This is a genomic window from Streptomonospora sp. PA3 (assembly GCF_009728995.1).
GTDB lineage: Bacteria > Actinomycetota > Actinomycetes > Streptosporangiales > Streptosporangiaceae > Streptomonospora.
Genome location: NZ_VTZW01000010.1, coordinates 356,454 through 381,661 on the forward strand (window position 1 = coordinate 356,454; position 25,208 = coordinate 381,661).

At 74.3% G+C, this 25,208-nt stretch carries 25 protein-coding genes and 1 riboswitch; of the genes, 11 read left to right on the plus strand and 14 right to left on the minus strand.

What is annotated here, in order from left to right:
• Positions 1-30: 30 nt before the first annotated feature.
• On the minus strand, positions 31-1,272 hold the full coding sequence (locus tag FZ103_RS13745) for a PHB depolymerase family esterase (RefSeq protein WP_343233521.1): 1,242 nt from the start codon (positions 1,270-1,272) through the stop codon (positions 31-33).
• Between the two features lie 215 nt (positions 1,273-1,487).
• Here FZ103_RS13745 and FZ103_RS13750 point away from each other — a divergent pair, with 215 nt between their 5' ends.
• Together FZ103_RS13750 and FZ103_RS13755 are read left to right on the plus strand one after the other, a co-directional pair.
• Positions 1,488-2,327: a 3-hydroxybutyrate dehydrogenase gene (locus tag FZ103_RS13750; RefSeq protein WP_156001548.1), complete on the plus strand. Its 840-nt coding sequence runs from the start codon at positions 1,488-1,490 to the stop codon at positions 2,325-2,327.
• Complete coding sequence (locus FZ103_RS13755; RefSeq protein ID WP_156001549.1) at positions 2,312-4,255, plus strand: GAF domain-containing protein; 1,944 nt, start codon at positions 2,312-2,314, stop codon at positions 4,253-4,255. The genes FZ103_RS13750 and FZ103_RS13755 overlap by 16 nt, the downstream gene beginning before the upstream one ends.
• A gap of 154 nt (positions 4,256-4,409) precedes the next feature.
• On the opposite strand, the gene FZ103_RS13760 is transcribed toward FZ103_RS13755, so the two are convergent.
• The 6 genes from FZ103_RS13760 to FZ103_RS13785 all read right to left on the minus strand — a co-directional run bounded on the left by FZ103_RS13760 (position 4,410) and on the right by FZ103_RS13785 (position 10,311).
• Complete coding sequence (locus tag FZ103_RS13760; RefSeq protein ID WP_343233522.1) at positions 4,410-5,330, minus strand: alpha/beta hydrolase; 921 nt, start codon at positions 5,328-5,330, stop codon at positions 4,410-4,412.
• Between the two features lie 133 nt (positions 5,331-5,463).
• Positions 5,464-6,660 (minus strand): branched-chain amino acid ABC transporter permease, encoded by a 1,197-nt coding sequence (locus tag FZ103_RS13765; protein ID WP_343233523.1) that lies wholly within the window; start codon positions 6,658-6,660, stop codon positions 5,464-5,466.
• The gene (locus FZ103_RS13770; RefSeq protein WP_156001550.1) at positions 6,657-7,553 is read right to left on the minus strand and encodes a branched-chain amino acid ABC transporter permease; all 897 of its coding nucleotides are present in this window, start codon (positions 7,551-7,553) and stop codon (positions 6,657-6,659) included. The genes FZ103_RS13765 and FZ103_RS13770 overlap by 4 nt, the downstream gene beginning before the upstream one ends.
• On the minus strand, positions 7,550-8,332 hold the full coding sequence (locus FZ103_RS13775; protein ID WP_394350104.1) for an ABC transporter ATP-binding protein: 783 nt from the start codon (positions 8,330-8,332) through the stop codon (positions 7,550-7,552). Before FZ103_RS13775 ends, FZ103_RS13770 begins: the two co-directional genes overlap by 4 nt.
• Complete coding sequence (locus tag FZ103_RS13780) at positions 8,329-9,120, minus strand: ABC transporter ATP-binding protein (RefSeq protein ID WP_156001551.1); 792 nt, start codon at positions 9,118-9,120, stop codon at positions 8,329-8,331. The genes FZ103_RS13775 and FZ103_RS13780 overlap by 4 nt, the downstream gene beginning before the upstream one ends.
• Before the next feature lie 6 nt (positions 9,121-9,126).
• The gene (locus FZ103_RS13785; protein ID WP_156001552.1) at positions 9,127-10,311 is read right to left on the minus strand and encodes a substrate-binding domain-containing protein; all 1,185 of its coding nucleotides are present in this window, start codon (positions 10,309-10,311) and stop codon (positions 9,127-9,129) included.
• Positions 10,312-10,638: 327 nt separating this feature from the next.
• Between FZ103_RS13785 and FZ103_RS13790 the strand changes: the two genes are divergently transcribed.
• From FZ103_RS13790 to FZ103_RS13800, 3 genes are all read left to right on the plus strand, one after another.
• The gene (locus FZ103_RS13790) at positions 10,639-10,977 is read left to right on the plus strand and encodes an SHOCT domain-containing protein (RefSeq protein ID WP_186356274.1); all 339 of its coding nucleotides are present in this window, start codon (positions 10,639-10,641) and stop codon (positions 10,975-10,977) included.
• Positions 10,974-11,519 carry a hypothetical protein gene (locus FZ103_RS13795; RefSeq protein WP_186356275.1) on the plus strand — a complete coding sequence of 182 codons (546 nt, stop codon included), beginning with the start codon at positions 10,974-10,976 and terminating at the stop codon, positions 11,517-11,519. Before FZ103_RS13790 ends, FZ103_RS13795 begins: the two co-directional genes overlap by 4 nt.
• An 83-nt stretch (positions 11,520-11,602) precedes the next feature.
• Positions 11,603-12,277, plus strand: coding sequence for a methylated-DNA--[protein]-cysteine S-methyltransferase (locus FZ103_RS13800; protein ID WP_156001553.1), 675 nt, complete (start codon positions 11,603-11,605; stop codon positions 12,275-12,277).
• Between the two features lie 34 nt (positions 12,278-12,311).
• Here the strand turns inward: FZ103_RS13800 and FZ103_RS13805 are convergent, their stop codons facing one another.
• From FZ103_RS13805 to FZ103_RS13820, 4 genes are all read right to left on the minus strand, one after another.
• Positions 12,312-12,845, minus strand: a complete 534-nt coding sequence (locus tag FZ103_RS13805; RefSeq protein WP_156001554.1) for a low molecular weight protein-tyrosine-phosphatase — start codon at positions 12,843-12,845, stop codon at positions 12,312-12,314.
• Positions 12,846-12,907: 62 nt separating this feature from the next.
• Complete coding sequence (locus FZ103_RS13810; protein ID WP_255430012.1) at positions 12,908-13,285, minus strand: response regulator; 378 nt, start codon at positions 13,283-13,285, stop codon at positions 12,908-12,910.
• Positions 13,286-13,350: 65 nt separating this feature from the next.
• Positions 13,351-15,126: an ATP-binding protein gene (locus FZ103_RS13815; RefSeq protein WP_156001556.1), complete on the minus strand. Its 1,776-nt coding sequence runs from the start codon at positions 15,124-15,126 to the stop codon at positions 13,351-13,353.
• Positions 15,123-16,298, minus strand: coding sequence for a PP2C family protein-serine/threonine phosphatase (locus tag FZ103_RS13820; protein ID WP_255429970.1), 1,176 nt, complete (start codon positions 16,296-16,298; stop codon positions 15,123-15,125). Before FZ103_RS13820 ends, FZ103_RS13815 begins: the two co-directional genes overlap by 4 nt.
• A gap of 553 nt (positions 16,299-16,851) precedes the next feature.
• Here FZ103_RS13820 and FZ103_RS13825 point away from each other — a divergent pair.
• The 3 genes from FZ103_RS13825 (at position 16,852) to FZ103_RS13835 (ending at position 18,533) form a co-directional block, all read left to right on the plus strand.
• Positions 16,852-17,478: a biliverdin-producing heme oxygenase gene (locus FZ103_RS13825; RefSeq protein ID WP_156001796.1), complete on the plus strand. Its 627-nt coding sequence runs from the start codon at positions 16,852-16,854 to the stop codon at positions 17,476-17,478.
• A 109-nt stretch (positions 17,479-17,587) separates the two neighbouring features.
• Positions 17,588-18,223, plus strand: coding sequence for a TetR/AcrR family transcriptional regulator (locus tag FZ103_RS13830; RefSeq protein ID WP_156001558.1), 636 nt, complete (start codon positions 17,588-17,590; stop codon positions 18,221-18,223).
• Between the two features lie 115 nt (positions 18,224-18,338).
• Positions 18,339-18,533: a hypothetical protein gene (locus FZ103_RS13835; protein WP_186356277.1), complete on the plus strand. Its 195-nt coding sequence runs from the start codon at positions 18,339-18,341 to the stop codon at positions 18,531-18,533.
• Positions 18,534-18,569: 36 nt separating this feature from the next.
• Here FZ103_RS13835 and FZ103_RS13840 read toward each other — a convergent pair whose 3' ends face one another.
• The gene (locus FZ103_RS13840; RefSeq protein WP_156001559.1) at positions 18,570-19,535 is read right to left on the minus strand and encodes a 3'-5' exonuclease; all 966 of its coding nucleotides are present in this window, start codon (positions 19,533-19,535) and stop codon (positions 18,570-18,572) included.
• Positions 19,536-19,682: 147 nt separating this feature from the next.
• Here FZ103_RS13840 and FZ103_RS13845 point away from each other — a divergent pair, with 147 nt between their 5' ends.
• Both FZ103_RS13845 and FZ103_RS13850 read left to right on the plus strand, forming a co-directional pair.
• On the plus strand, positions 19,683-20,669 hold the full coding sequence (locus FZ103_RS13845) for an asparaginase (RefSeq protein WP_156001560.1): 987 nt from the start codon (positions 19,683-19,685) through the stop codon (positions 20,667-20,669).
• Positions 20,670-20,889: 220 nt separating this feature from the next.
• Entirely contained in the window at positions 20,890-22,098 is a 1,209-nt protein-coding gene (locus FZ103_RS13850) for an NAD(P)/FAD-dependent oxidoreductase (RefSeq protein WP_156001561.1), read from the plus strand.
• On the opposite strand, the gene FZ103_RS13855 is transcribed toward FZ103_RS13850, so the two are convergent.
• On the minus strand, positions 22,082-22,273 hold the full coding sequence (locus tag FZ103_RS13855; RefSeq protein WP_156001562.1) for a ferredoxin: 192 nt from the start codon (positions 22,271-22,273) through the stop codon (positions 22,082-22,084). The genes FZ103_RS13850 and FZ103_RS13855 overlap by 17 nt on opposite strands.
• A 132-nt stretch (positions 22,274-22,405) precedes the next feature.
• The gene (gene pip / locus FZ103_RS13860; protein ID WP_156001563.1) at positions 22,406-23,365 is read right to left on the minus strand and encodes a prolyl aminopeptidase; all 960 of its coding nucleotides are present in this window, start codon (positions 23,363-23,365) and stop codon (positions 22,406-22,408) included.
• Positions 23,366-23,859: 494 nt separating this feature from the next.
• Here pip and FZ103_RS13865 point away from each other — a divergent pair, with 494 nt between their 5' ends.
• Positions 23,860-24,915: a 3-deoxy-7-phosphoheptulonate synthase gene (locus FZ103_RS13865; RefSeq protein ID WP_156001564.1), complete on the plus strand. Its 1,056-nt coding sequence runs from the start codon at positions 23,860-23,862 to the stop codon at positions 24,913-24,915.
• A gap of 95 nt (positions 24,916-25,010) precedes the next feature.
• A riboswitch (glycine riboswitch) is annotated at positions 25,011-25,110 on the plus strand.
• The last annotated feature ends 98 nt before the right edge of the window (positions 25,111-25,208 follow it).

Sequence of the window (25,208 nt, forward strand, 5' to 3'; positions counted from 1 at the left end):
CTCCCCGCGGGCGGCCGTGCCGGGCGGGCCTCAGCAGCCGGAGACCTCTTCCCAGTACCCGGGCGCGGTCTCGCGGACGGACGTGGTCACGCCCAGGCTCCACAGGCCGAGGTCGTCTCCCGCGCCGACGGTGTAGGCGTGGCCCATCCGGTGCTCGGCGCGCCCGGCGGCGACGTGCTCGTAGTTGTTCGAGGTCACGCAGGCGCCCTCCTCCGGCGGGTCGGTGGGATCGGGCGTGGGCGTGGGGTCGGGCGAGGGCGTCGGGTCGGGGTCGGGGCTCTGGCCCGCGCCGATGCCGAGGAAGTCGGCGGTGTACTCCGCCGAGCACAGGGTGTCCAGGAAGTAGGCACCCGCGCTGCCGCAGCCGGCCGAGGGGTCGACGGGGGTTCCGTGGCCCATCGCGGAGACGGTGTTGAGCGCCACCACCGGCACTCCGCCCACCTCGTGGAACTCGGTCACCGTGCCCGCGGGCCGCTCCTCGGTGCGGTCGGGGGCGGCCGAGGCGCCGTGGACGTCGACCCACTGGTCGCGGGAGGCTTCGGCGTTGACGGGCCGCACCGTGTAGTCGGCCGAGCCGTGCCAGATCTCCACGCGCGGCCACGGCCCGCTGTATCCCGGGTTCTTGGCCCGCACCTCGTCGCCCCACTGCTCGGCGCTCTGCTGCTTTCCGGAGTTCATGCAGGTGGTGGCCTCAAGGAGGCTGCCGGCGCAGCCGGTGGGCAGCCCGGCGACGATGCTGCCGCCGGCGAAGACGTCGGGGTAGGCCGAGAGCATCTCCGAGGCCATGGCGCCGCCGGCCGACAGGCCCGAGACGTAGGCTTCGCCGGTGGCGCCGAACTCCCGGGCCGCGTAGGCGGCCATCTGCCGGATCGAGGCGGCCTCACCGGAACCGCGCGCCGTGTCGCCGGGACGGAACCAGTTGAAGCAGGAGTTGGCGTTGTTCGCGCCGCGCTGCTGGGCGTAGACGAGCACGGCGCCGCGGTCGTCGGCCACGCCGTCCCATCCGGACCCGGCGTGGTAGGCGGCGGCGTCCTGGGTGCAGCCGTGCAGCAGCACGACCAGCGGCGCGCCCGGTGCGGCGCTGTCGGGGACGTAGGCGTACATGTCCAGGGAGCCGGGGTTGGCGCCGAATGAGGTGACGCGCTGGAGGGCGGCGGCGTCGGCGCGGGTGCCGGTCAGCGCGAGGACGCCGGCGGCGGTGGCCAGGACGGCCGCGAGCGCGAGAAGTGCGGGCAGCGCGGAGGGGGATCGGAGCCAGAGCGGGCGGGGCACGGCGTGCCTCCTTCATCCGGTTGTGACGAGCATCACGCATGCTAGGAGCGCCCGCGGGGCGGTCGACATGTGCGCCGCCGCCCGTCCCTCCCCGGGTGATATGGGTGCCGCCGACAGCACGGCCGAGGCTATGGTGTTCCTCTACATGGGCACGGCCGCTCGTGTGGGCGCGACGGCTATCCGCCGCCGGGAAGGGGGAGCCTAGATTGTGTTCCATGACGACCCGCGAATCCCCCCGGGCGGTGTCCTCCGCGCCCGCGCCCCCCGCTGCAGGCAGCGATTCCGCGGCCGTGCCGCTGCCCGCCGCCGGACCGGATCTGCGCGGCCGCACCGCCGTGGTCACCGGTGCGGCCGGCGGCATCGGCCGGGCCTGCGCCGAGCGGCTCCACGCAGCGGGCGCCGATGTGCGGCTGGTCGACCGCGACGCCGCCGGGCTCCGGGCGCTGGAGGAGGCGGGCACGGGGACCGCCGCGCAGGTCGACCTCACCGACCTGGACGCGGCGGCCGAGGTCGCCCGCGGCGCCGACATCCTGGTCAACAACGCCGGCGTGCAGACCGTGGCGCCGATCGAGGAGTTCCCGCCCGAGCGCTTCTCGCTCATCCTGCGGCTGATGCTGGAGGCGCCCTTCCGCCTGGCGCAGGCGGCCCTGCCGCACATGTACGCCCAGGGCTGGGGACGGATCGTCAACATCTCCTCGGTGCACGGGCTGCGGGCCTCGGCCTACAAATCGGCCTACGTCGCGGCCAAGCACGGCCTGGAGGGCTTGTCCAAGGTCGCCGCGGTCGAGGGGGCCGCCCGCGGCGTCACGTCCAACTGCATCAACCCGGGCTATGTGCGCACGCCCCTGGTGGAGCGCCAGATCGCCGACCAGGCGCGCGCGCACGGCATCGGCGAGGACGAGGTGGTCGACTCGGTGCTGCTGGCGCGCAGCCCGCTCAAGCGGCTCATCGAGCCGAGCGAGGTCGCGGCCATGGCGGCCTACCTGTGCACGCCCGAGGCCTCCTACATCAACGGGGCCTCCCTGGTCATGGACGGAGCATGGAGCGCGACCTGAGCGAGGAGACCCGGCCCGAGGCGGACGAGCGCGGCGGCGCCCAGGCGCAGTTCCTGCGGCTGCTGCTGCGCGACGCCCCGGCCGTGGAGTACGAGCGCCCGCTGGTGCAGGCCCGTGCCCTCGGCGCGGACCCTGACCGACTGGCCGACCTGGAGGAGGCCAAGGTCCTGGCGCTGCGGGTGCGCACGGTGCTCTCCGACCGGCGCAGGCGCGAGTCGGAGCTGAGCGCGCTGTTCGAGACCGCCAACGACCTGGCGGGCATGCGCGACCTCGACCAGGTGCTGCGCGCCATCGTCGACCGCGCCCGCAACCTGCTGGGCACCGACACCGCCTATCTGACCCTGCGCGACACCGCCGTCGAGGGCGGCGACACGGTCATGCGGGTCACCTCCGGTTCGGTCTCGGCGAAGTTCCAGCAGCTGCGGCTGGGGCCCGGCGAGGGCCTGGGCGGACTGGTGGCCCAGACCGCGCTGCCCTACGTCACGGCCAACTACTTCGCCGACACCCGCTTCGAGCACACCGCCGCCATCGACGCCGGCGTGCTCGACGAGGGACTGGTGGCGATTCTGGGCGTCCCCCTCCAGCTCAACGGCAGGGTCATCGGGGTGCTGTTCGCGGCCAACCGGCGCGAGCGCCCCTTCTCCCACGCGGAGGTCGCGCTGCTGGGGTCGCTGGCCACGCACGCCTCCATCGCCATCGACAGCGCGAACCTGCTGGAGGGCACCCGGGCGGCCCTGGAGGAGCTGAACGAGGTCAACCAGCGGCTGACCGACCACAGCGGTGCGGTCGAGCGCGCCGCCGACGCCCACGACCGGCTCACCGACCTGGTACTGCGCGGCGGCGGTGTGGAGGAGGTGGAGGCGGCGGTCAGCGCTGTGCTGGGCGGCGCGGTCACCGTCTACGACGCCTCCGTGCACGCAGAGCGGCTGGCCGCGCCCCGGCTCGCCGAGGCGGTGGGAGCCTCGCAGTCCAGCGGTCGCGCGGTGCGCACCGGCAACGGGTGGGTGGCCGCCGCCGTGGCCGGCGGCGAACCGCTGGGCGCCGTGGTCCTGGAGGGCGTCGACCTGGACCCGGCCGACCAGCGCATCCTGGAGCGCGCGGCCATGGTGATCGCGCTGCTGCTGGTCATGCGCCGCTCGGCCAGCGAGGCGGAGAACCGCGTCCGCGGCGACCTGCTCGACGCGGTGCTGGACGCGCCCGGGCGCGACCCCGACACGCTGCGCCGCCGCGCCGAGCGGCTGGGCGCCGACCTGGAGGCCGAGCACGCGGTCGTGGTCGCCGAAGCACCGGGCGCCCATCCGGGCAGGCTGCGCTCGGCGGCCATGCACCTGGCCGAGACCTCGGGGGGCCTCGCGGGCACCCGGGCGGGCACGACCGTACTGGTGCTGCCCGGACCGCGGCCGGCGGAGGTGGGCCGCAAGGCCGTCGCCGCCCTGGCGGCCGCCGTCAACGCCGAGGTCACCGCGGGCGCCTCCGGCCCCACCTCCGGGCTGGCGAGTTTCGCCGCCCGCTTCGCCGAGGCGCGGCGCTGCCTGCGGACCCTGGTGTCGCTGGGGCGGTCCGGGGAGGTGGCCTCCCCCGAGGACCTGGGGTTCCTGGGCCTGCTGCTGGGCGGCGACCGCGACGTGGCCGGATTCGTCGACTCGGTGCTGGGCCCGCTGATCGACTACGACCGGCGCCGCGAGACGGCGCTGGTGGAGACCCTGCGCGCCTACTTCGCCTGCGGCGGCAGCATGTCCCGGGCCAAGGACGACCTGCACGTGCACGTCAACACCGTCGCCCAGCGGCTGGACCGCGTCGGGCGGCTCATCGGCGCCGACTGGCACGAACCCGGCCGCGCCTTGGAGATCCAGCTCGCCCTGCGGCTGCACGCGCTGCTGGAGGGCGGCCTGACCGAACCCGAGGAACCCGGTTCGGGCCTGGGCTGATGCTCCGGCCCTAGATCGGACGGGCGGAGTCGACGCCCCCAACAGCGGTGATCTTGTACCTGTGGTCACTTGTGATCGCTCACAATGACCCCAGGTACAAGATCGGCGGCGGAGGGTTGGGCCGGATCTGGCGTGTTCTCACGGGCGGCCGGGTTCAGCCTCGCATCGCCTCATGTTGCAGGTCGCGGACGCGGTCGGCCACCGTCTGGGCGGCGTCGGGATCCAGCAGCAGGCTGTAGTGGTTGGTGTCGGGCACCTGCTCGACGGCCACGCCCGCCTCGGCGAGCGGTGCCAGCCGCTCGCGGGTGTAGAGGCCGGGCTCCTCGTCGAGCAGGCCGCGCGGCGCCCACAGCAGGCGCGCCGGGCACGGCAGTCGGTGGACCGCCTCCAGCACGTCGGAGTCGCCGAAGATCTGCGCGCCGTCGGTGCGCACCGCCTCCTGCGCGCAGGCCGAGCGCAGGTGCGGCTCGGCGCCGACGAGGTCGCGCTGGATGTAGGCGTCGGCCTCCGCGGACAGCCCGCCGCCGAAGGCCGGGTGGGCGCGCCAGAAGTCGCGGTAGGCGTCGCGGTCGGCGAACTCCATGCGCAGCCGGGCCATGGCCGGTCCGATCACGTCCTCCACGTCGGTACCCGGCGGAGCGGCCAGCCCGAAGCCGCCGTCGATGAGCAGGGCGGCGGCGAACCGGTCGGGGCGGCGCACGGCGGCCAGGCAGGAGACGAACGCCCCCATGGAGTGCCCGGCGAGCACGGCCCGCTCGATGCCCAGGTGGTCCAGCACCGCGACCAGGTCGTCGACGTGCGCGCCGATACCGTAGGGGCCCGGCAGGTGCCCGCTGGCGCCGCGCCCGCGCAGGTCGGGGGCGATGACGGTGGTGCGGCGCGCCAGGCGGGCGGCCACGGCGCCGAAGGACAGGCCGTTGGCGGTGATGCCGTGGACGGCCAGGACGGGCGGCTCGCCGGTGCCGCCGGGCGCGCCGCCGGCGGCGGCGTCGCCGGGCCAGCGCAGCACGGCCAGGTCTCCCCCGGCGACGGGGATGCGCAGTTCGTCGGGGGCGGGGGTCTCCTGCACGCTCACTCACGGCTCCTTCCGGTCGATCGGTCCTACCTGCCCGCTCCCCCACCCCTCCCCACCGCCGATCTTGTACCTGTGGTCAGCTGTGATCGCGCACAATGACCACAGGTACAAGATCGGCGGATGCGGGTGCGGGTCAGTCCGGCGGGGGGCCGCGGCGCCGGCGGCGGGCGACGGCGGCGCCGATGCGGGCCGGCAGGGCCGCCAGCCCGCCGGGGAAGAAGTAGACCATCGCCACGAACAGCATGCCCAGGATGAACAGCGGTTGGGACAGCGGCGCCTGCACCGCCGCGGGCAGCCGCTCGAACCCGTCGGAGGCGGCCACGTCCAGCAGCCGGTGGTCGAGGTAGGTGTAGAGGACGGCCCCCAGCACCGGGCCCCACCGGGTGCCGGCCCCGCCCAGGGCGACCATCACCAGCAGGGTCAGGGTGAACTCGGCGGTGGTCACCACCGGGGTCACCCCGCCGGAGACGACCAGGTAGGCCACGCCGCCGAGCGAGGCCAGGCCTCCGGCCACGGTGAAGGCGGCCAGCTTGTAGGGGTAGGGGTTGAGGCCCAGCACGGCGACCCGCCGCTCGTTGGCCCGGATGCCCCGCCAGACCCGGCCGGTGGGCGTGGAGTCCAGCCACCACACCGCGCCCGCCGCCAGTACCGCGTAGGCGGCGGCCAGCCAGTACAGGTTCGCGGTGTTGAACACGCCCACCAGGGCGTCGGGCACCAGGTCGGCCTCCAGGGACAGGCCCTCTTCGCCGCCGGTGGCCCGCCCCGGATCGCGGACGACCAGGATCGACCCGGCCTGGGCGAAGGCGAGGGTGACCATGGCCAGGGCGATGCCCGACACCCGCAGCGACACGGCGCCCAGCAGCAGTGCGAGCAGGGTCCCGCCGGCCACCGCGAGGGGGGCGGCGGCAGCCAGCGGCAGCCGCAGCAGCTCCATCAGCAGCGCAGCGAAGTAGGCGCCGGAGGCGAAGTAGAGCGCATGGCCGAAGGACAGCAGCCCCAGCCGCCCGTACAGCAGGTCGTAGCTGGTGGCCAGGCCCGCGAACACCAGGCAGGTGGCCAGCAGCTGCAGTGTGGCGGGGCTGTTGAGCGGCCCCTCGAAGACGCCGGGGACCGGCAGCGTCGAAAACGGCAGCAGCGCCAGGAGGACGACCGCCGCGGCGGGCACCGCCCAGCGCGGTATCCGGCGCCGCCGGGTCCCCTCGGCGCCCGGGGGCCCGTCCGCGGGCGCGCCGGCCGGGGTGCGGGGCGCCGCTTCTTCGGCGCCGCCCACCGCGGGCGCCGCGCCGCCGGCGGGTGCGGCGGCGGTGCTCTGCGGGGTGTCCATGCTCACGCCACCCTCTCTGCGGTCCTCGTGGTCAGCCCGCCCTGCCGGGTCAGCAGTACCGCGGCGAGCACGGCGACGACCGCGATGTCCCCGAGCCCGGCGACGGTGTAGTAGTTGGCGAACTGCTGGATCATGGCGACGGCGACCGAGGCGAGGGCGCAGCCGGTGATGGAGGCCGTGCCGCCGATCACGACCACGATGAAGGCGAAGATGAGCAGCGACACCCCCTGCGTGGGGGTGACGACGCCGAAGTACAACCCGCCCAGCGCGCCGGCCAGCGACGCCGCCGCGCCTCCGATCGCGAAGACGAGTGTGAAGGCCTTGCGCACGTCGATCCCCAGCGCGGTGACCATGGCCCGGTCCTCCACACCGGCCCGCACGATCAGCCCGTAGCGCGTGCGGCGCACGAACAGCAGCAGCCCGCCCAGCACCGCGGCGGCCACGGCCACCAGCAGCAGCCGGTCGCGGGGCACCGCCGCACCCAGCACGCCGACGGTTCCGCGGGCGATGTCCGGGCGCGGGAAGGTCAGCGGATCCGCACCCCAGATGCCCTGCACCAGCGCCGGAACCGCCAGGCTCAGCCCCACGGTGACCAGGATCTGCTCGCGGTGCCGGCCGTAGAGCGGCCGGATGGCCAGCAGTTCGACCAGGAACGCGGCCGCGGTGCCGGCCGCGGTGCCGAACGCCACCGCGCCCAGGAAGCCCCATCCGCCGCCCGCGGCGAAGGGCAGGTGCACCGAGGCCCACCACGCGGCGTAGCCGCCCACGGTCAAAAACGCGCCGTGGGCGAAGTTGAGCACGTCCATCAGGCCGAAGATCAGCGACAGCCCCGAGGCGATGAGGAAGTACAGCGCCCCCAGGCCCAGGCCGGTGGCCAGCAGCAGCACGACGGTACTCATCGGCCCTCGCCCTCCTCGGCGTTGTGCGCGCGGGAGACCCCCAGCAGCTCCCGGGTGCGCTCGGCGTCCTCCAGCAGCTCGGCGGCGGGCCCGGTGTGCACGACGCGGCCCGCGTCCAGCACCACGGCCTCGTCGGCGACGCGCCGCACCAGCGCGAGGTTCTGCTCGACCAGCAGCACCGGCACACCGGCCGCCGCGCGGGCCACGGCGTCGGCGACCTCGGCGACCACCCGGGGCGCCAGCCCCTTGGTGGGCTCGTCGACGACCAGCAGCCGGTTCTCGTTCAGCAGCGCCCGCCCGATCGCCAGCATCTGCTGCTGGCCGCCGGAAAGCGTGCCGGCGGCCTGGCCGGCGCGCTTCCGCAGCTCGGGGAAAAGCTCGTGGACCAGGCCGTAGCGCGGGCGGCCGCGGGGCCGCTCGGCCAGCCGCAGGTTCTCCGCGACGGTCAGGCCGTTGAACACACCGCGGTCCTCGGGCACGTAGCCCACACCCGACGCGGTGATCTCGTGTGTGGGGCGCGCGGTGATGTCGCGCCCCTCCAGCAGCACCTCGCCGGTGCGGGGCACGAGCCCCAGGACCGCCTTGACGGCGGTCGTCTTGCCGACGCCGTTCCTGCCCAGCAGCGCGGTCACGCCGCTGGCGGGCACGGCCAGGTCCACGCCCTGCAGGATGTGCGAGCCCTCGATCCACACGTGCAGGCCGCGCACCCGCAGCAGCGGCTCGCCGGGCAGGGCGCCGCCCTCCGCGGCCGCCGCGGCGGCACCCGGTTTCTCGGTCACAGCGACTCCCCCAGGTAGGCGGCCTGTACCTGCGGGTCGGCCATGGCGGTCTCGGGGTCGGCGAAGGCGAGCAGCGCGCCGTGGTGCATCACGGCCAGCCGGTCGGCCAGCTCCAGCAGCACCTCCATGTGGTGCTCCACCATCAGCACGGTGCAGCGGCGCTCGCGCTGCACGGTGCGGATGACGCCGGTCAGCTCGCCGACCTCGCCGGCGCTGACCCCGGCCATCGGCTCGTCCAGCAGGATGAGCTCGGGCTCGCGCGCCAGCAGCAGCGCCAGCTCCAGCTTGCGCTTGTCGCCGTGGGAGAGCCCGCCGGCCTCGGCGCCGCGCCGGTGGGACAGCCGCACCAGCTCCAGCACCTCGGCGGTCTCGGGCCCCGCGGCCGAGGACGCGCGGCGCCAGAAGCGGTGGGACTCCCCGCTGCGCGCCTGGGCCGCCAGGCCCACGTTCTCCTCGACGCTGAGGTCGGCGAAGACGCTGGACGTCTGGAACGTGCGGCCCAGCCCCCGGCGGGTGCGCCGGTAGGGGCGCTCGCGGGTGACGTCGGCGCCGCCCAGCAGCACGCGTCCGCGCGTGGGCCGGGTCAGTCCCGAGACGAGGTTGAACAGCGAGGTCTTGCCCGCCCCGTTGGGACCGATGACCGCGACGAACTCGTTGCCGCGCACGGCCAGCGTGACGCCGTCGACGATGACGGCGCCGCCGACCGACCACGACAGGTCCTCCAGCGCCAGAGCGGGGGCGGGCGCCGCATCGGCGGCGGCGCCCGCCGGGGTGGGTGCTGTCGGCATCGCCGGCTACCCGCTCACCGGAGGCTCGACGTCCGCGGCCGGGACCGTCGCGACCAGTTCGGGCCGGGCGTCCTCGCCGGAGCCGGTCAGCCGCGCCTGGTACATCGGCTGCAGCAGCGCGTGGTCCTCGGCGCGTACCGTCAGCTCGCCCTTGACGCCGTCGAAGGTCCACCCCTCCAGCGCGGCGATGCGCTCGTCCACGCCGTCTCCCGCGGAGGCCGCGCGCACGACCAGCTGCGCCGCGGTGAAGCCGTCGGGGGTGAACAGGTCGACGGTGCCGCCGGCCTCCTCCACGCGGGTGCGCATGGCTTCCTCCACCTCGGTGCCGGCCGCGCCGTCGAAGTAGTGCGACAGGAAGTCGATCTTGCCCTTGCTCTGGCCGAAGACCGGGTAGGACGCCTTGATGTCCAGGCCGGTGACCACGTCGGTGGAGTCCAGCACGCCCTGCTGGTCCAGCGCCTTCCACATCGCCGAGGCCGTCTCGCCGGCCCAGGCGACGAACAGCAGGTCGGGGTCGGCCTGCTTGGCCTGCTGGGCGAAGGGGGTCAGGTCCGTGGAGTCGGGCGGCGCGAGCACGGAGTCGACGGTGGCGCCCTGCTCCTCCAGCACCGCGGTGACCGCGTCGACGTTGTCCTGGCCGAAGGCGTTCTGCTGGGCGAAGACGGTGACCTTCGCGCCCTCGGGGTCGTCCATGAACGTGGCCGCGGTGAGGATGTCCTGGTAGGTCTGGCGGCCCGATCGGAAGGTGTAGTCGTTGATCCCGGTGATGGCGTCGGTGGCCGCGGCTCCGGATACGAACAGGACCTTGTTCTGCTTGGCCACCGGGGCCACCTGAACCGCGACGCCCGACGAGGTGGACCCGGCGAGGATGGTGTGGCCGTCGCCGACCAGTTCGCGGGCCGCCGAGACCGCCGTGGCGGGGTCGCCGGCGTCGTCCATCTCGGTGACCTCGATGGGGCGGCCGTCGATCTCCATGGTGCCGTCGGTGGCGTAGTCGAGGCCGGCCTGGAAGCCCTGCCAGTACTGCTCGCCGTAGGTGGCCAGCGGGCCCGAAGCGGAGTAGACGACGCCCACCTTGATGGGGCCGCCCTCCTGGCCGGCGGCCGTGGAGGCGGGGGAGCCGCAGGAGGTCGCCAGCAGGGCGGTGCACAGCGCCGCGGCGGCGAGGCCCCCTCGGGGGAATGGTCGCATGGGGGTCTCCAAGGGGATGTGCGGAACCGGGCGGCCCGATCGGGGGACGCCCGGCCGGGGTGGCTGTCCACGAACCTAGATCCGCGGTGACCCCGTTCACATGTCGGCGGAGCACACATCTTCCCCCGGACCCATGTGCGCGCGGTCCCGGCCGCCCTCCGGCGCCGCCGCGCGGTGTGGCGCAGGGACACATCCCGCGCACCGGCGGCCACGGCGGACGCAGCGGGGTCGGCCCGCGGGCGTAGCCCGGCTGGTGCCCGGTGCGTAGCGCGATCGCCGCCGCCGGGGCGACGCGCGGCGGGCGTCCGACGGCGCAGGCTGAGGGGCATGAGAACCGCACTGACGGCGGCGGCCGGCCGGGCCGCCGAACCGGCCTTCCTCGCCGAGCCCGCCGCCCGCTTCCACCACGGTCCGCCGTTCCCGATGATCGGAGCCGCAATGCTGCTCGTACTGCTACTGCTGGGCGTGCTCGCCTACCTGCTGATCACGCGGTTCAAGGGCCGCAGGCCGCCGTGGGCGGGAGCCGCCCACGAGCCCCCCGAGTACGCCGCCCGCAAGGTACTCGCCGAGCGCTTCGCCCGCGGCGACATCACCGTCGACGAGTTCCTGGAGCGCGCGAGCGTGCTGAACTGGACGCCCGGCGCGCGGGAGGGCGGGCCCAAGTGAGGATCCCGCCGGGAGGTCCCCGCAAGGCGCTGCTGAGCGTGCACGTCATCGCCTCGGTGGGCTGGCTGGGCGTGCACGCCGGTGTGCTGGCGCTGGTCGCCGCCGGCCTGGCCGCCGACCGCCCGGAGCGGGCCGGGACCCTGTATGAGGCGGCTGCGGCGCTGGCGGGGATGCTGGTGCTGCCGCTCAGCGCGACGGCCCTGGTCACCGGGTTGGTCTGCGCGCTGGGCACGCCCTGGGGGCTGTTCCGCCACTACTGGGTGGCCGCCAAGCTGGTGCTCACCGCGGTGCTGGTGGCCGGCAGCAACCTGCTGCTGGTGCCGGCGGCGGCCGAGCTGGCCGCGGCTACCGAGGGCGGCAGCGTGCTGCCGCCTTATGCCGACCGCTTCAGCCTGGTCGCCGCGCTCTCGGTGTCGCTGTCGGTCCTGGTGGCGACCACCCTGCTGTCCACGGTCAAACCGTTCGGCCGCATCCGGCGCCGACCGCGGCCGCCCGCGTCCGCGCGGGCACCCGAGCGCGCCTCCGCGGGCGTCTCGGGCTGAATCGGCCGGCCCCGGCCCGCCGGAGCGACAGCGCCGCGCCGCCGTGGCATCCTCGATCCGGGCACGCACGACGCGGGAGGATCATGGCCGGCATGTGGCACGGCGACCTTTACGCCGATTTCCAGGGCACCGACCAGGCCGACGCGGACGACATCGACGCCCTCGTCCGCGCGACGTCGCCGGCGGCCGCGGAGGGCCGCGCCGGCCCGCGCGCCTCCGCTGCCGCTCCGGCGTCGCGCTCCGTTCCCTTCGACGTCGTCACCGGTGTCGCCGAGACCCCCGTCGGTTTCCTGTTCTGCGCGATGACCGAGACGGGGCTGGCGGCGTGCTCGTTCGCCCCGGAGGAGACGGTGGTCGAACGGCTGCACCGCGCCGTCTCGCCCAACGTCGGCCCCCACGACGCCCATCTGGAGCCGGTCCGGCGCGAGCTGGGCGCCTACTTCGCCGGGCGGCTGAGCACCTTCACCATCCCGCTGGACCTGCGGTTGACCGGCGACTTCGGGCGCGTGGTGCTGCGCTCGCTGCTGGATGTGCCCTACGGCTCAACCATCGCGCTGGGCGAGCTGGCCGCGCGGATCGGCCGGCCCAACGCCCGCCGCGCCATCGCCAGCACTCTCGCCGAGAACCCGCTGTGCCTGTTCCTGCCCTGCCACCGGGTCGTCGCCGACGACTACCCCGAGGACGTGGGCCCCTACTCGGGCGGCACGCAGGCCAAGCGCCGCCTGCTGGAGCTGGAGGCCGAGCACTCCGGCGCGTGAGCGCGGCGCGACCGCGGCCGGGCGGGTCGGCCGGTCAGCGCGCGGCCTGCGGGCCGAACCGGGCGGCGAGTTCGGCGGTGAGGCCCTTGGACGCGGCTTCGAGCATGCTGAGCACGGTGCTGAAGCCGTCGTCGCCCCCGTAGTAGGGGTCGGGGACCTCCGGATTGGGCCCGCCGCCGCCTCCGGGCGCGAAGGAGCGGAAGAGCCGCAGCCGGTCTCCCACGGCCGCCGGGTCGGGTGCGAGCTGCACCAGTTCTTCCAGGTTGTCCAGGTCCATCGCCAGGATCAGGTCGCGCTCGGCGAACCAGGCCGCGTCGAACCGGCGCGCGGTGTGGTTGGTGGGGAAGCCGTGCAGCCGCAGCGCGGCGGCGGCCCGCGGATCCATGCCCGACCCGATGTGCCAGCTGCCGGTACCCGAGCTGTCCACGACCACCGTGCCGGCCAGCCCGGCGCGCGCGAGGTCGCCCGCCAGGACCTTCTCGGCCATCGGCGAACGGCAGATGTTGCCCAGGCACACCAGTGCGATGCGGTAGGGCCCCGCGGGATCGAGGGGATCTGGCAGGCTCATGATCACCACCGTAGTCGAGGGTCGGGGCGCCCGGCGCGGTGCGGCCGAGCCCGGCTGGGAAGTCAGCTCTTGGGCAGGCGCACCACGGTGACGAAGAAGTCGTCGATCTGCCGGACGACGTTGATGAACTGGTCGAAGTCGACGGGCTTGGCGACGTAGGCGTTGGCGTGCAGCCGGTAGCTGCGCAGGATGTCCTCCTCCGCCTCGGAGGTGGTCAGCACCACGACCGGGATGGGGGAGAGCGCCTCGTCGTTCTTGACCTCCTCCAGCACCTCGCGCCCGTCCTTGCGGGGCAGGTTGAGGTCGAGCAGGATGAGATGCGGCGTGGGCGCGTCGGCGTACTCGCCCTCGCGGCGCAGGAAGCGCAGCGCCTCCACGCCATCGGAGACCACGTGCAGGCGGTTGCCCACCTTGTGCTCGCGGAACGCCTCCGTGGTCATCAGGACATCGCCGGGGTCGTCCTCGACCAGCAGCACCTCGATGGCGTGCCCCGAGTCGGCCTCGCTCAATCCCGTTCCTCCCCTCCGGAGCCGGCCCCGGAGGCGCCCGGGGTTCCGTCGTCTTCGCCTGGTTCTGTCGGCGGGCCGCCGGAGCCGGCCTCGGCGGATCCGCCGCCCGCGTCCCGCTCGCCGGGCTCGGCGGCACCGGTGTCAGGGTCCTGCTCGCCGCGGGGAGCCTGCACGCCGCCGGCGGGCTCGGCCGCCTCGGCGGCGGATTCGGCCCCGCCGTCGTCGACAGGCAGCGACCAGCATATGCGGGTGCCCTGCTGCCGTTCGGGGAGGCCCTCTCCACCGGCGGATGAGGCGGTGTCCAGCCAGATGCGTCCGCCGTGGAAGTCCACGATCTTCTTGCACATGGCGAGCCCGATGCCGGTGCCGCCGTACTTGTCGCGGGTGTGCAGCCGCTGGAAGATCACGAACACCCGGTCGGCGTACTGGGGTTCGATGCCGATGCCGTTGTCGGCGCAGCAGAACACCCACTCGTCGGCGCCGGCGCTGCGCTCGGCGCTGACGTGGACACGCGGCGGGTCCTGGCCGCGGAACTTCACGGCGTTGCCGATGAGGTTGAAGAACACCTGGGTGAGCAGGGTGCGGTCGCCCCGCACGGTGGGCAGGTCGTCGGCGGTGACCACCGCCTCGGCCTCCTCCAGGCGGGTCTCCAGGCTGCTGAGAGCGTCGGCGAGCGCCTCGCCGAGGTCGACGGGCGCGTCGTCCTTGGTGCGGCCCACGCGGGAGAAGGCCAGCAGGTCGTTGATGAGGGTCTGCATGCGCTTGGCGCCCTCGACCGCGTAGTCGATGTAGGCGTCGGCGCGTTCGTCCAGCTGCCCCCGGTAGCGCCGCTGGAGCAGCTGGCAGAAGCTGGCGACCTTGCGCAGCGGCTCCTGCAGATCGTGCGAGGCGACGTAGGCGAACTGCTCCAGCTCCAGGTTGGAGCGGCGCAGCTCGGCGGTCTGGCGCTCCAGCAGCTCCGACTGCTCCTGCAGGGTGCGGCGGGCGGTGCCGACCTCGTCCAGGTCGCGGACGATGCGCTCGCGCATGGCGTCCACGTCGCGCCCGACGCGCTGGATCTCCGGTGGGCCGTGCAGCTCGATGCGGTGGCCGTAGTAGCCCTCGGAGACCTGGACGAGGTGGCGGCCGAGTTCGTCGAGCGGGCGCAGCACCCAGTTCTGCAGCATCACCCACAGGAAGCAGCACAGCACCACCACGACCGCGCCGACCAGCACCAGCAGCGCCACGACCTGCTGGGTGGCCAGGGTCAGGCCGTCGCGGGCCTGGCTCAGCTCCTCGTCGATGCGCTGCTCGGCGCGGGCGCCGGCCGCGCGCAGGTCCTCGAAGCGGTCGCGGCCCAGCTGGTAGTCGGAGGCGGTGATCTCCTGGCCGGCGTGGACCTTCTCCAGGGTGGGCTCGGCGAAGTCCTCCTGCCAGTCCTCGCCGGCCTCGATCAGCCGGTTGATGTAGCCGTCGATGTCGCTGTTCTGGGCGGCGACGGCGCGCAACTGGGGCAGGCTCTCACTGAGATCCTGCTTGCCCTGCTGGTAGGGGGCGAGGAAGCTGATGTCGTTGGTGAGCGCGTAGCCGCGGATGCCGTTGTCCATGTTGAGGTAGGCCGACATGGTCTGGCGGACGGCGCTTTGTGCCGGGGTGAGCTCGTCGACCTGGCGGTCCAGGGCTTCGCGGGCGTTGAAGGCGGCGAGGGTGATCGTCGAGACGGAGGCGACCAGCACCACCGCGACCGAGGCGAGCAGGACGGTCACCCGGCGGCGCAGCGGCCACCCTCTCAACTCCGGTCCTCGTGGGTGATCAGCAGCATGGCGACGTCGTCCTGCAGCGGGCCGCCGTTGTAGCGCTCGGCCTCGTCGACGAGGTGCTCGGGCAGGTCGACGATGGAGATTCCGCGCGCCAGCACGTCCTTGACCATGCGGCGCAGCCCGACGACCTCCAGGCGGCCGGGAGGCGTGCCGTCGTAGGCGTCGACCAGGCCGTCGGTGTAGAGCATCAGGGTGGCGCCGCGGGGCAGCCGGAAGCCGTCGACCCCGGTCTCGTCCTCGGGGAAGACGCCGAGCGGCGGCTGGGGTGCCACGGCGACCTCCTCGACCTCGCCCTCGTGCAGCACCAGCGGCGGCGGGTGCCCGTACAGCCGGATCCTGGCCTCCTCACTGCCGGTGTCCAGGCTGGTCTGGCACAGGGTGGCGTACATCTCATCCTGCGCCCGTTCGCTGACGAGGATCTCCTCCAGCGCGGGCAGCACGTCGGCCTCTGCCACGCCGCCCATGACCAGGGCGCGCCAGGCGATGCGCAGGCTGACGCCCAGCGCGGCCTCGTCGGGCCCGTGCCCGCTGACGTCGCCGACGATGACGTGGGTGGTGCCGCCCTTCTGCACCGCGTCGTAGAAGTCGCCGCCCACCAGGGCGCGCTTGCGGCCCGGCCGATAGAAGGAGCGGTGGCTCAGGGGGGAGCTGTCCAGGAGCACCTGGGGCAGCAGGCCGCGTTCCAGGCGCATGTTCTCGCGGGCGTACAGCTCGGCCTCGCGCAGTTGGCGGGCGTTCTCGTCGGCGCGCTGGCGCTCGACGGAGTAGCGCAGGCTGCGGGCCAGCAGGGAGCCGTCGACCTGGCCCTTGACCAGGTAGTCCTGGGCGCCCGCCGCGACGGCGGCGATGCCCTCGTGCTCGTCGTTGAATCCGGTCAGCACGACGACGGCGGCCGAGGAGGCGGTGGTCAGGACCTCGCGCAGCAGGCTCATGCCCCGGGCGTCGGGCAGGTTGAGGTCGAGCAGCACGCAGCCGCGGAAGCCGGCGAAGTGCTTGCGGGCGTCGGCGAGGGTGCTCACCCAGGTGATGCGGGTGTCCAGTGCGGTGTCGGCGAGCAGTTCCTCGACCAGGAACGCGTCTTGGGTGTCGTCCTCGATGAGCAGGACGTCCACCGCCTCGGCGGTGGAGGGGGAGTGCCGTTCCATGACAGCCTCAGCGCGGCCGGCGTCGGCCGGCCGCGTTTGCTCGGTATCGGTCATGGTCACGGGCTCGTGCCCTGGTTTGCTGGTATCCACACATCGCCTCTACGTCGACCGGTGAGCGGCGCACGTCGTCAGCCGTTGTGGCAGTCAAACGATAATCGCCCTGCACGTTCTGTCGCTAGCGGGATTGCACGGGAGGGATTCGACGGCAGCGGGGGCACCGCCCTTCGGTACGCAGGATCGCACCGGCGTGCACCCCCAGGTTACCCGCCCTTGACCCACATGCCTTCTCGACCGTGTTTCCCCGCGTGTGTGCGGGGCGCGGCGCCGTCTTCCCTCCTCGCTCCCTCGCTCGTCAGTCCGGACGGCGCCGCGCCTTGCCCGCCCGCAAACGTGCTGACATCATGTCAGTATCCCGATTGGGACGAAAGGCGACAAAGGAGGGCGTGTGCCCACTGGTCCCGCAGCCGACCGCCACACCGCCGAACTCCCCGACCAGCACACCGACCACTCCGAGCCCACCGGCGCGGCCGCGGGCACGCCGTTCTCCGAGCGGCTGAAGCAGGCCACCTGGTCCGCGCACGAAGACGCCGAGCAGCACGGATTCACCCGCGCACTGCTGGAGGGCACCCTGCCCCGCGAGGGGTACGCGGCGATGGTCGCCCAGCACTACTTCGCCTACACCGCACTGGAGGACGTGGGCCGCTCGCTGGCCGAGGACCCGGTGGCCGGGCGCGTCGTCGACCCCGCGCTGTTCCGGGTCCCCGCGCTGCGGCGCGACCTCGCCGCCCTCTACGGCGCCGACTGGCCCGAGCGCATCGCCCCCACCGAGGCCACGCGCGCCTACACCGCCCGCATCGAGCGGACGGAAGGCGACCCCGCGGGCTATGTCGCACATCACTACACCCGCTACCTCGGCGACCTCTCCGGGGGCCAGTTCATCCGCACCGCCGCGGCACGCGCCTACGGGATCGACGAACGCGGCGGCACCGCCTTCTACGACTTCTCCGCCCTCGGCAGCCTGCCGCGGTTCAAGGCCGGCTACCGCGCGCGCCTGGACGCCCTTCGGCTGGACGAGGCCGAGCGCGAGCACATCGTCCGCGAAACGCGGGCGGCCTACCGCCTCAACGTGGCCGTGCTGGCCGACCTCGGCCACACGTTCGCGGGCGAGGCCGCGGCCTGAACCGGGCCGCGGCGGGCGTGCTTGCGCGCCCCCGCACGCCCGCCACCCGCTCGAACCGGCCTCCGGCGGCGTCCACCCGCACGCGCCGCCGCGTGCCACCATGGGAGCCATGCCCAAGATCTCGGCGCCGACGATCGCGGCACACCGCGCCCAGACCCGCGAGCGCATCCTGGAGGCGGTCGCGGCGCTCACGCGCGTCCAGGGCATCGACGAGATCTCCATGACCGATGTGGCGGCCGAGGCGGGAATCACCCGCACCGCGCTGTACAACTACTTCCCCGACAAGCCGGCGCTGCTGCTGGCCTTCACCGAGCAGGCCACCGCCGGCTTCGTCGACCGCTTCCGCAGCGACCTTCCGGCCGGCGCCGCGGCGGCCGAGCGGCTGGAGACCTTCATCCGGTTGCAGGTCGAGGCGCTGGCCGAGCACCCCCACCCCGCGGCCGCCGAGCTGGGGGCGAGTCTGGGCCCCGACGCCTACCAGGCCCTGGCCGAGCATGTCGCGCCGATGCACCGGCTGCTCACCGGAATCCTGCGCCAAGGGGTCGACGACGGCGAGTTCGCCGCCCTGCCGGTGGAGTCGACGGCCCGGCTGGTGCTGGCGATGCTCGGGGCGCAGCGGGTGCCGCTGCTGCGCGGCGAGACCACCCCCGAGGACGCCGGACGGCTGGTGGCCGTGTTCACCCTGCGCGCTCTGGGCGCCCGCGAGACCCCCGCCGGCGACACCGCGTCACCGCTGCTCACCTGAAGTGATACCGGCGCGACCGGAACCGGTCGCGGCCGTCCGCCCGCGCCGCGCCCGGCCGCGGGGTGCGGCACAATCGAACACCGGCCCAGCTTCCGCCCCCCTGGAGGTGCCCCCGGTGTCCCTGATGCTGATCCTGGCCGGCGCCGCCCTGGTCGCCGTCGCGATGTTCAACCGCGTGCCGCGGATCCAGGCAGGCGGCGCTCCCCAGCTGGTCCGCGCGCGGTTGACCGAGGCGGGCCGGGCCGCGCTCACCGCCGTGGGCGGCAGTGCGCTGATCATCGCCTTCTTCCTGGCGCTGTCCGGGATCTGAGCTTCCCGCCGCCTCAGGCTCGGCCGCCCAGGAGGCTCAGGCCAGGCCCGAACGCACCCGGCGGGCCAGCAGGCGCACGGCGCTCGTGGCCGCCAGGGCCGAGGCGAGCGCCGCCGAGGCCGCCGCCGCGTCGAGCGCCGCGCTGCGGCACTCCGCGTCGCGCTCGGCCGCGGCGCGCTGCTGGGCGCTGAAGCTGCCGCCGCAGTCGCGCGGGTCCAGCTCCAGCGGCCGCCAGCGGTGCGGCCACACGGCCGGCGGGCGCTCGGGGTGACCGCGCAGCGCGGCTGCCGAGGGCGAGGCCGCATACGCGGTCCGCGGCTTCCAGCCGCCCTGATCCGGCTCGCCCGAATCGAACTCGACCGGATCCGGTCCGGTGTAGCGCAGCGTTCCGGGGGCGTTGGCCAGCAGCTCGGTCAGCAGCTGGGCGCACGCGCGGGCGTCGCCCAGCGCGGTGTGCTGGCCGGTGGGCCAGTGCCCGCTGAGCGTGTGGCAGGCGCGCGGCAGCGAGTAGCGGGGCAGGTCCAGCTGGGAGCGCAGCGCCAGCAGCGTGCACAGCCCCGGCAGGCCGCCCGGCAGGCCGGCGGGCAGCAGCTCCGAGGCCAGGAAGCGGCCCTCGAAGCCGAGCTTGTGGCCGACCACCACCGCGCCCGAGAAGAGGCCGGTGAGCACGCCCACCAGCTCGGCGGCCTTGGGCGCGCCGACGACATCGCCCGCGGCGATGCCGTGGAACTCCTGGCCGGCGACCGGGACGCCGGGGTCGACCAGGGTGGTGAACTCGCGCAGCAGCGTGCCGTCGCCCCGCATCCGCACCACCGCGATCTCGCAGATCCGGGCGCCCTCCCCGGGGTAGAGTCCCGTCGTCTCCACGTCCACCACGGCGTAGTCGAGCTCGCGGGCGCTGCGGGCCGCGCCGCGGCGGCGGGTCAGGGCCCCCATACGGACCACCCGCCCGGCGTCGGGTTCGGCGTCCAGCACCGGCGTCCCTCCCCGTCCGATCGTCATCGCGGCACCCCCGCGGGGCCGACACTACGACACGCGGGGGAAGACCGGCGCCTCCGGCCGCGTTGCACCACCGGCCCCGCCCGCACGACCGCGGGCCCGCGCCCCCGCACGAGAGAGTTACGCAGAGCCCCCGACCGAGGAGTGCCCATGCCCGAGAGTCCGCAGCCGCCGCAGTACGTCCCGCTGGTCGAGGTGGTCCGGTCGGGATTTTGCGAGGGGACGCACTTCGGCACGGCCGTGGGGCTCACATCCGAGGGTGAGATCGGCTACCGGCGCGGCGACGCGGCCGCCCCGATGCTGCCGCGGTCGGCCGCCAAGCCGTTCCAGGCGGCGGCCGCGCTGCGCGGCGGCGCCCGCCTGCAGCCGGCGCAGATCGCGATCGCCGCGGGCAGCCACAGCGGCGAGCTGCGCCACGTCGAAGCGGTGGTCGAGATGCTGGCGGAGGCAGGGCTGGACTCCGACGACCTGGGCTGCCCGCCCGACTGGCCGCTGGACCGGGCCGAGCGCGACCGGCTGCTGAAGGCGGGCGGCTCGCCCGCGCCGCTGCTGATGAACTGCTCGGGCAAGCACGCGGCCATGCTCGCCGCCTGTGTCGCACAGGGCTGGAGCACTACCGACTACCTCGATCCCCGCCACCGCGTGCAGCAGCTCGTCCGCCGGGAGGTCGAGGAGATGTGCGGCGAGCGGATCTCCCACACCACCGTGGACGGCTGCGGCGCACCCCAGCTCGCGGTCTCGCTGCTGGGCCTGGCCCGCGGCCTGCACGCGATGGTGCGGGCCGAGGACGCCTCGCCCGAGGCCGCCGTGCTGCGAGCCATGCGGGACTGCCCCGAATACGTCGCGGGCGAGGGGCGCACCGACACCGTGCTGATGCGGCGGCTGCCCGGGTCGGTGGCCAAGATGGGCGCCGAGGGAGTGCTGGTCGTGGCCGCGCCCGGCGGCGAGGTCGCCGCGGTGAAGCTGAGCGACGGCGACCCGCTGTTCCGGGCGCGCACCATGGCCGCACTGGAGGCGCTGGAGGCTCTCGGCGTGGACGTCGAGCCGGTGCGCGACGTGGGAGCGGCCGAGGTCCGCGGCGGCGGCGCACCCGTCGGCGCGCTGCGGCCGGTCCCCGCCGGGGCATCCGTCCGCTGAGCCCGCCGGCCGCCGGCGCGGGGCCGGGGCGCTCGCCCACCGCGGTGGCGGCCGACCGATCACCGCTCCAGCGGGGGCTGTGGACGCCCGCGGCGGAATCGCGGCGGGCCGGGCTACGTTTCCAGCAGACGAGGGTCGCGGCGCGCGGCCCGGGTCGGGTACCCGGGCGCGGCGTCCGACACGTTCGACCTGTTCGACCTCCATCGACGAAGGGCGGCACATGCGCGACATCGCGATCGCCGGGGCGGGGATGGCCGGTCTGCACGCGGCCGAGTCCCTGCGCGAGGCCGGGTTCGACGGCCGCATCACGCTGATCGGCGAGGAGGGGCACCGCCCCTACTCCCGCCCGCCGCTGTCGAAGGAGTTCCTGACGGGCAAGGGCGCGCCCGCCGGCCTCGATCTGCGCGAGGACGCCGCCTTCGGCGCCCTGGACCTCGACTGGCGCCTGGGCCGGCGCGCCCGGCGGCTGCGCCCGCGCGAACGCGCGATCGAGCTCGACGACGGCTCCGCGGTCACCGCCGACGGCGTCGTCATCGCCACCGGGTCCCGCGCCCGCCGCCCCGGCACCGCTCTGCCCGGCGTGCACGCCCTGCGGACGGTCGAGGACGCCGAGGCGGTGCGCGACGCCTTCAAGGCCCACGACCGCGTCGTCGTCGTGGGAGCCGGATTCATCGGCGCCGAGATCGCCTCCAGCGCACGCACGGCAGGGCTGGAGGTGGTGCTGATCGAGGCAGCACCCACTCCGCTGACCCGTGTCGTGGACCCCCGCATCGGCAGCGTCCTCACCGAGCTGCACCGCGACAACGGCGTGGACGTGCGGCTGGGCTCAGGCGTCACCGGCTTCGAGGGCCGCGGGCGGGTCGAGCGGGTGCGGCTCGACGACGGCAGCGCGGTCGAGGCGCCCCTGGTGGTGGCCGGCCTGGGAGCCCTGCCCAACACCGAGTGGCTTGAGGGCTCGGGCGTCGAGGTCGCCGCCGGGACCGGCGGGGTGCTCTGCGACGAGTACTGCCGGACCGCGCTGCCCGGCGTGTATGCGGCCGGCGACATCGCGGCCTGGCCGCATCCGCGCTACGGCGGCCGGATGCGCCTGGAGCACTGGACCAACGCCGGCGAGCAGGCGGCGGCCGCGGTGGGCAACCTGCTGGCGGGCGAGGGCGCCGGCACTCCCTACACACCGGTCCCCTACTTCTGGTCCGACCAGTACGGCATGAAGATCCAGCTGCTGGGGCAGGCGGCGCCGGCCGACACCGCCGAGATCGTGCACGGGTCGGCCGAGGACCGCAAGTTCGTCGCGTTCCTCGGCCGCGCCGGGATGCTGGTCGGTGTGCTGGGGCTGCGCTCCACGCCCAAGGTGATGCGCTACCGCCGGCTGCTCAGCGAGCCCACCACCTGGCAGGACGCGCTGGCCGAGGTCAGCCCTCGATCCTGATGGCCTGCTTGGGGCACATGCGGGCGGCCTCCTCGACCTCGGCCCGCAGGTCTTCGGGGGGCTCCTCCTGCAGGACGTAGAGGAAGTCGTCCTCGCGTACCTCGAAGACCTCCGGCACCACGCCCATGCACACCGCGTTGCTCTCGCACAGGTCGAAGTCGACGTTGACCCGCATGGTTCTCCTCGCTCTGCGATCCTCGGCCGCTGTCCCGTCCGACCCTAGCGCCGCCTCCGGCGGGCCGTCGTGCCCCGGACGGCCCGCCGGAGGCGGGATCCGCCGCCTTCGCGCGCCGGGCCGGGCCGCGGCTCAGGTGCCGGCGAAGGCGTCCGTCGCCTCGATGAGGTGGTGGAGGATGCCCGGCTCACTGAAGGCGTGTCCGGCGTCGTCGACCAGGTGGAACTGCGCCTCGGGCCAGGCCCGGTGCAGGTCGAAGGCGGTCTTGGCCGGTGTGCACACGTCGTAGCGGCCCTGCACGATGACGCCGGGGATGCCGCGCAGCCGGTCGGCGTTGGCGATGAGCTGGCCCGGGGTGAAGAACCCTCCGTGGACGAAGTAGTGGTTCTCGATGCGGGCGAAGGCCAGCGCGTACTCGTCCTCGGCGTGCTGGGCGCGGATCCGCTCGTCGGGCAGGAGAGTGATGGTCGAGCCTTCCCACGTGCTCCACGCGCGGGCGGCGGTCAACCGGACGCCGGGATCGGGCGAGGCGAGTCGGTCGGCATAGGCGCCGATGAGGTCTTCGCGCTCCTCCTCGGGGATGGGCGCCAGGTAGTCCTCCCACAGGTCGGGGAAGAGGAAGGACGCCCCGTTCTGGTAGAACCAGCGCAGCTCCTCGTTGCGCAGGGTGAAGACGCCGCGCAGCACCAGCTCGCTCACCCGCCGGGGGTGCTCCTCGGCGTAGGCGAGCGCCAGTGCGCTCCCCCACGAGCCCCCGAAGACCTGCCAGCGGTCCACCCCGGCCATGACCCGCAGCCGTTCGATGTCCTCGACCAGGGCCCAGGTGGTGTTGGTCTTCAGGTCGACGTCCATGCCGCTGGCGTGGGGGGTGCTGCGGCCGCAGTTGCGCTGGTCGAACAGCAGCACCCGGTAGCGCTCGGGGTCGAACAGGCGGCGGTGGTCGGGGGAGCAGCCGGCCCCGGGGCCTCCGTGCAGGAACACCGCAGGCTTGCCCGCCGGATTCCCGCACAGCTCCCAGTAGATCCGGTGTCCATCGCCCACGTCGAGCATGCCGGAGTCGTAGGGCTCGATGGGCGGGTACAGCGTGCGCATGGGTAACGGGTCCTTCGTCGCAGATGTGGCCGGGGCCAATCCTAGAACCGGGCGGGGCGGGCGCGGTGCCGCGAAGCCGCCGCTGAGCGGGCGATGCGGGCGCCGCGGCAATGCGCCCGCAATTCCGCGACCGCCGGGGTTTCGGTGCCCGCGCCGGGCGGGGCGACCAAGATCACTCCAGCGCACGGGGCCGCGCTCGCGGCCCCGGCGCCGCACGGCGACCGGGTGGCGGGCGCGCGCCCCGGGCGGCCGCACCGCCGCGCGCCGCCGCCCCCGCCGGGGAAGTGACCAGGGTCACAGTAAACGCGTCGGCCCTGCGCGCGGCCTTGCCGGGCGCGCGGGCGCCCGCGCGCCCCACCGCCGCGGCGACACGGCCGGCCGGGACGCGGGGCGCGCGGCCGCGCCGGTAGGCCCTCCGGCACCGAACTCGCGCCTGGGCCGCGTTAGTGTTCTAGGTGGGTCCGCAGGGGAGACGGAAGAGGGACACGAAAAGCATGCCCAACACCAACGACACGCGCGTCGCCAGCTACCAGCCGCTGATCGCGCCGCAGGACCTCTTGGCCGAGCTCCCGATGGGTCCCGAGCGCGCGGGACTGGTCGAGGACGCCCGCACCGAGGTCAAGCGGGTGCTCGACGGCGCCGACGACCGCCTGCTGGTGATCGTGGGCCCCTGCTCGGTGCACGACCCGGACGCGGCCCTGGACTACGCCGAGCGGCTCAAGGCGCTGACGCCGTCGCTGCGCGAGGACCTGTGCCTGGTCATGCGCGTCTACTTCGAGAAGCCCCGCACCACGCTGGGCTGGAAGGGGCTCATCAACGACCCGGGCCTCGACGAGAGCTACGACGTGCACCGCGGCCTGCGCACGGCTCGCAAGCTGCTGCTGGACATCGGCTCCATCGGGGTGCCGGCGGGCACGGAGTTCCTCGACCCCATCACGCCGCAGTACATCGCCGACGCGGTCGCCTGGGGCGCGATCGGCGCCCGCACCACCGAGAGCCAGGTGCACCGCCAGCTCGGCAGCGGCCTGAGCATGCCCGTGGGCTTCAAGAACGGCACCGACGGCGACGTGCAGGTGGCCGTGGACGCCTGCGGCGCCTCGGCGGCCTCGCACACCTTCTTCGGCGTCGACCCCTCGGGCGCGGGATCCGTCGTGGTGACGGCGGGCAACCCCGACTGCCACGTCATCCTGCGCGGCGGGCGCAGCGGGCCCAACTACGAAGCCGCGAGCGTCGCCTCGGCGCTGGATGTCGTGGAGGGCTCGGGGCTGCCGCGGCGGCTGATGATCGACGCCAGCCACGCCAACAGCGGCAAGGACCACACCCGCCAGCCCGCCGTCGCCGAGGCGATCGCCGCCCAGGTCGCCGACGGCCAGCGGGGCGTCATCGGCGTGATGCTGGAGAGCTTCATCGAGGAGGGCGCCCAGCACCTCGGCGACCCGGCGAACCTGGTCTACGGGCGCTCGATCACCGACAAGTGCATGAGCTGGTCCACCACCGAGGACGTCCTGGGCGGGCTGGCCGAGGCGGTGCGCAAGCGCCGCTCGGCGTGATCCCGCGTCTTCCCCGGTCACAGCGCCGGTGGCAGCGCTTTGCATGCCCTTGTCTGTTCGCGCGAAGCCCCCGCTGTTAGCCTGGAAACGGTCGCTGAATCCGTACGGGAGAGAGTCCGTGCAGCCGGTACGGGCCGCCGAAGGAGCAATTCCTCCCCAGAGAACCTCTCAGGCGCGCCGGACCGTACGGTCGAGACCACTCTGGAAAGCAGGGGCCCGGGGCCCCTCGCCGAAGGTGCAAGCCGCGGCTGCGCGGCGAAGCTCTCAGGCACCATGACAGAGGGGGAGGATGG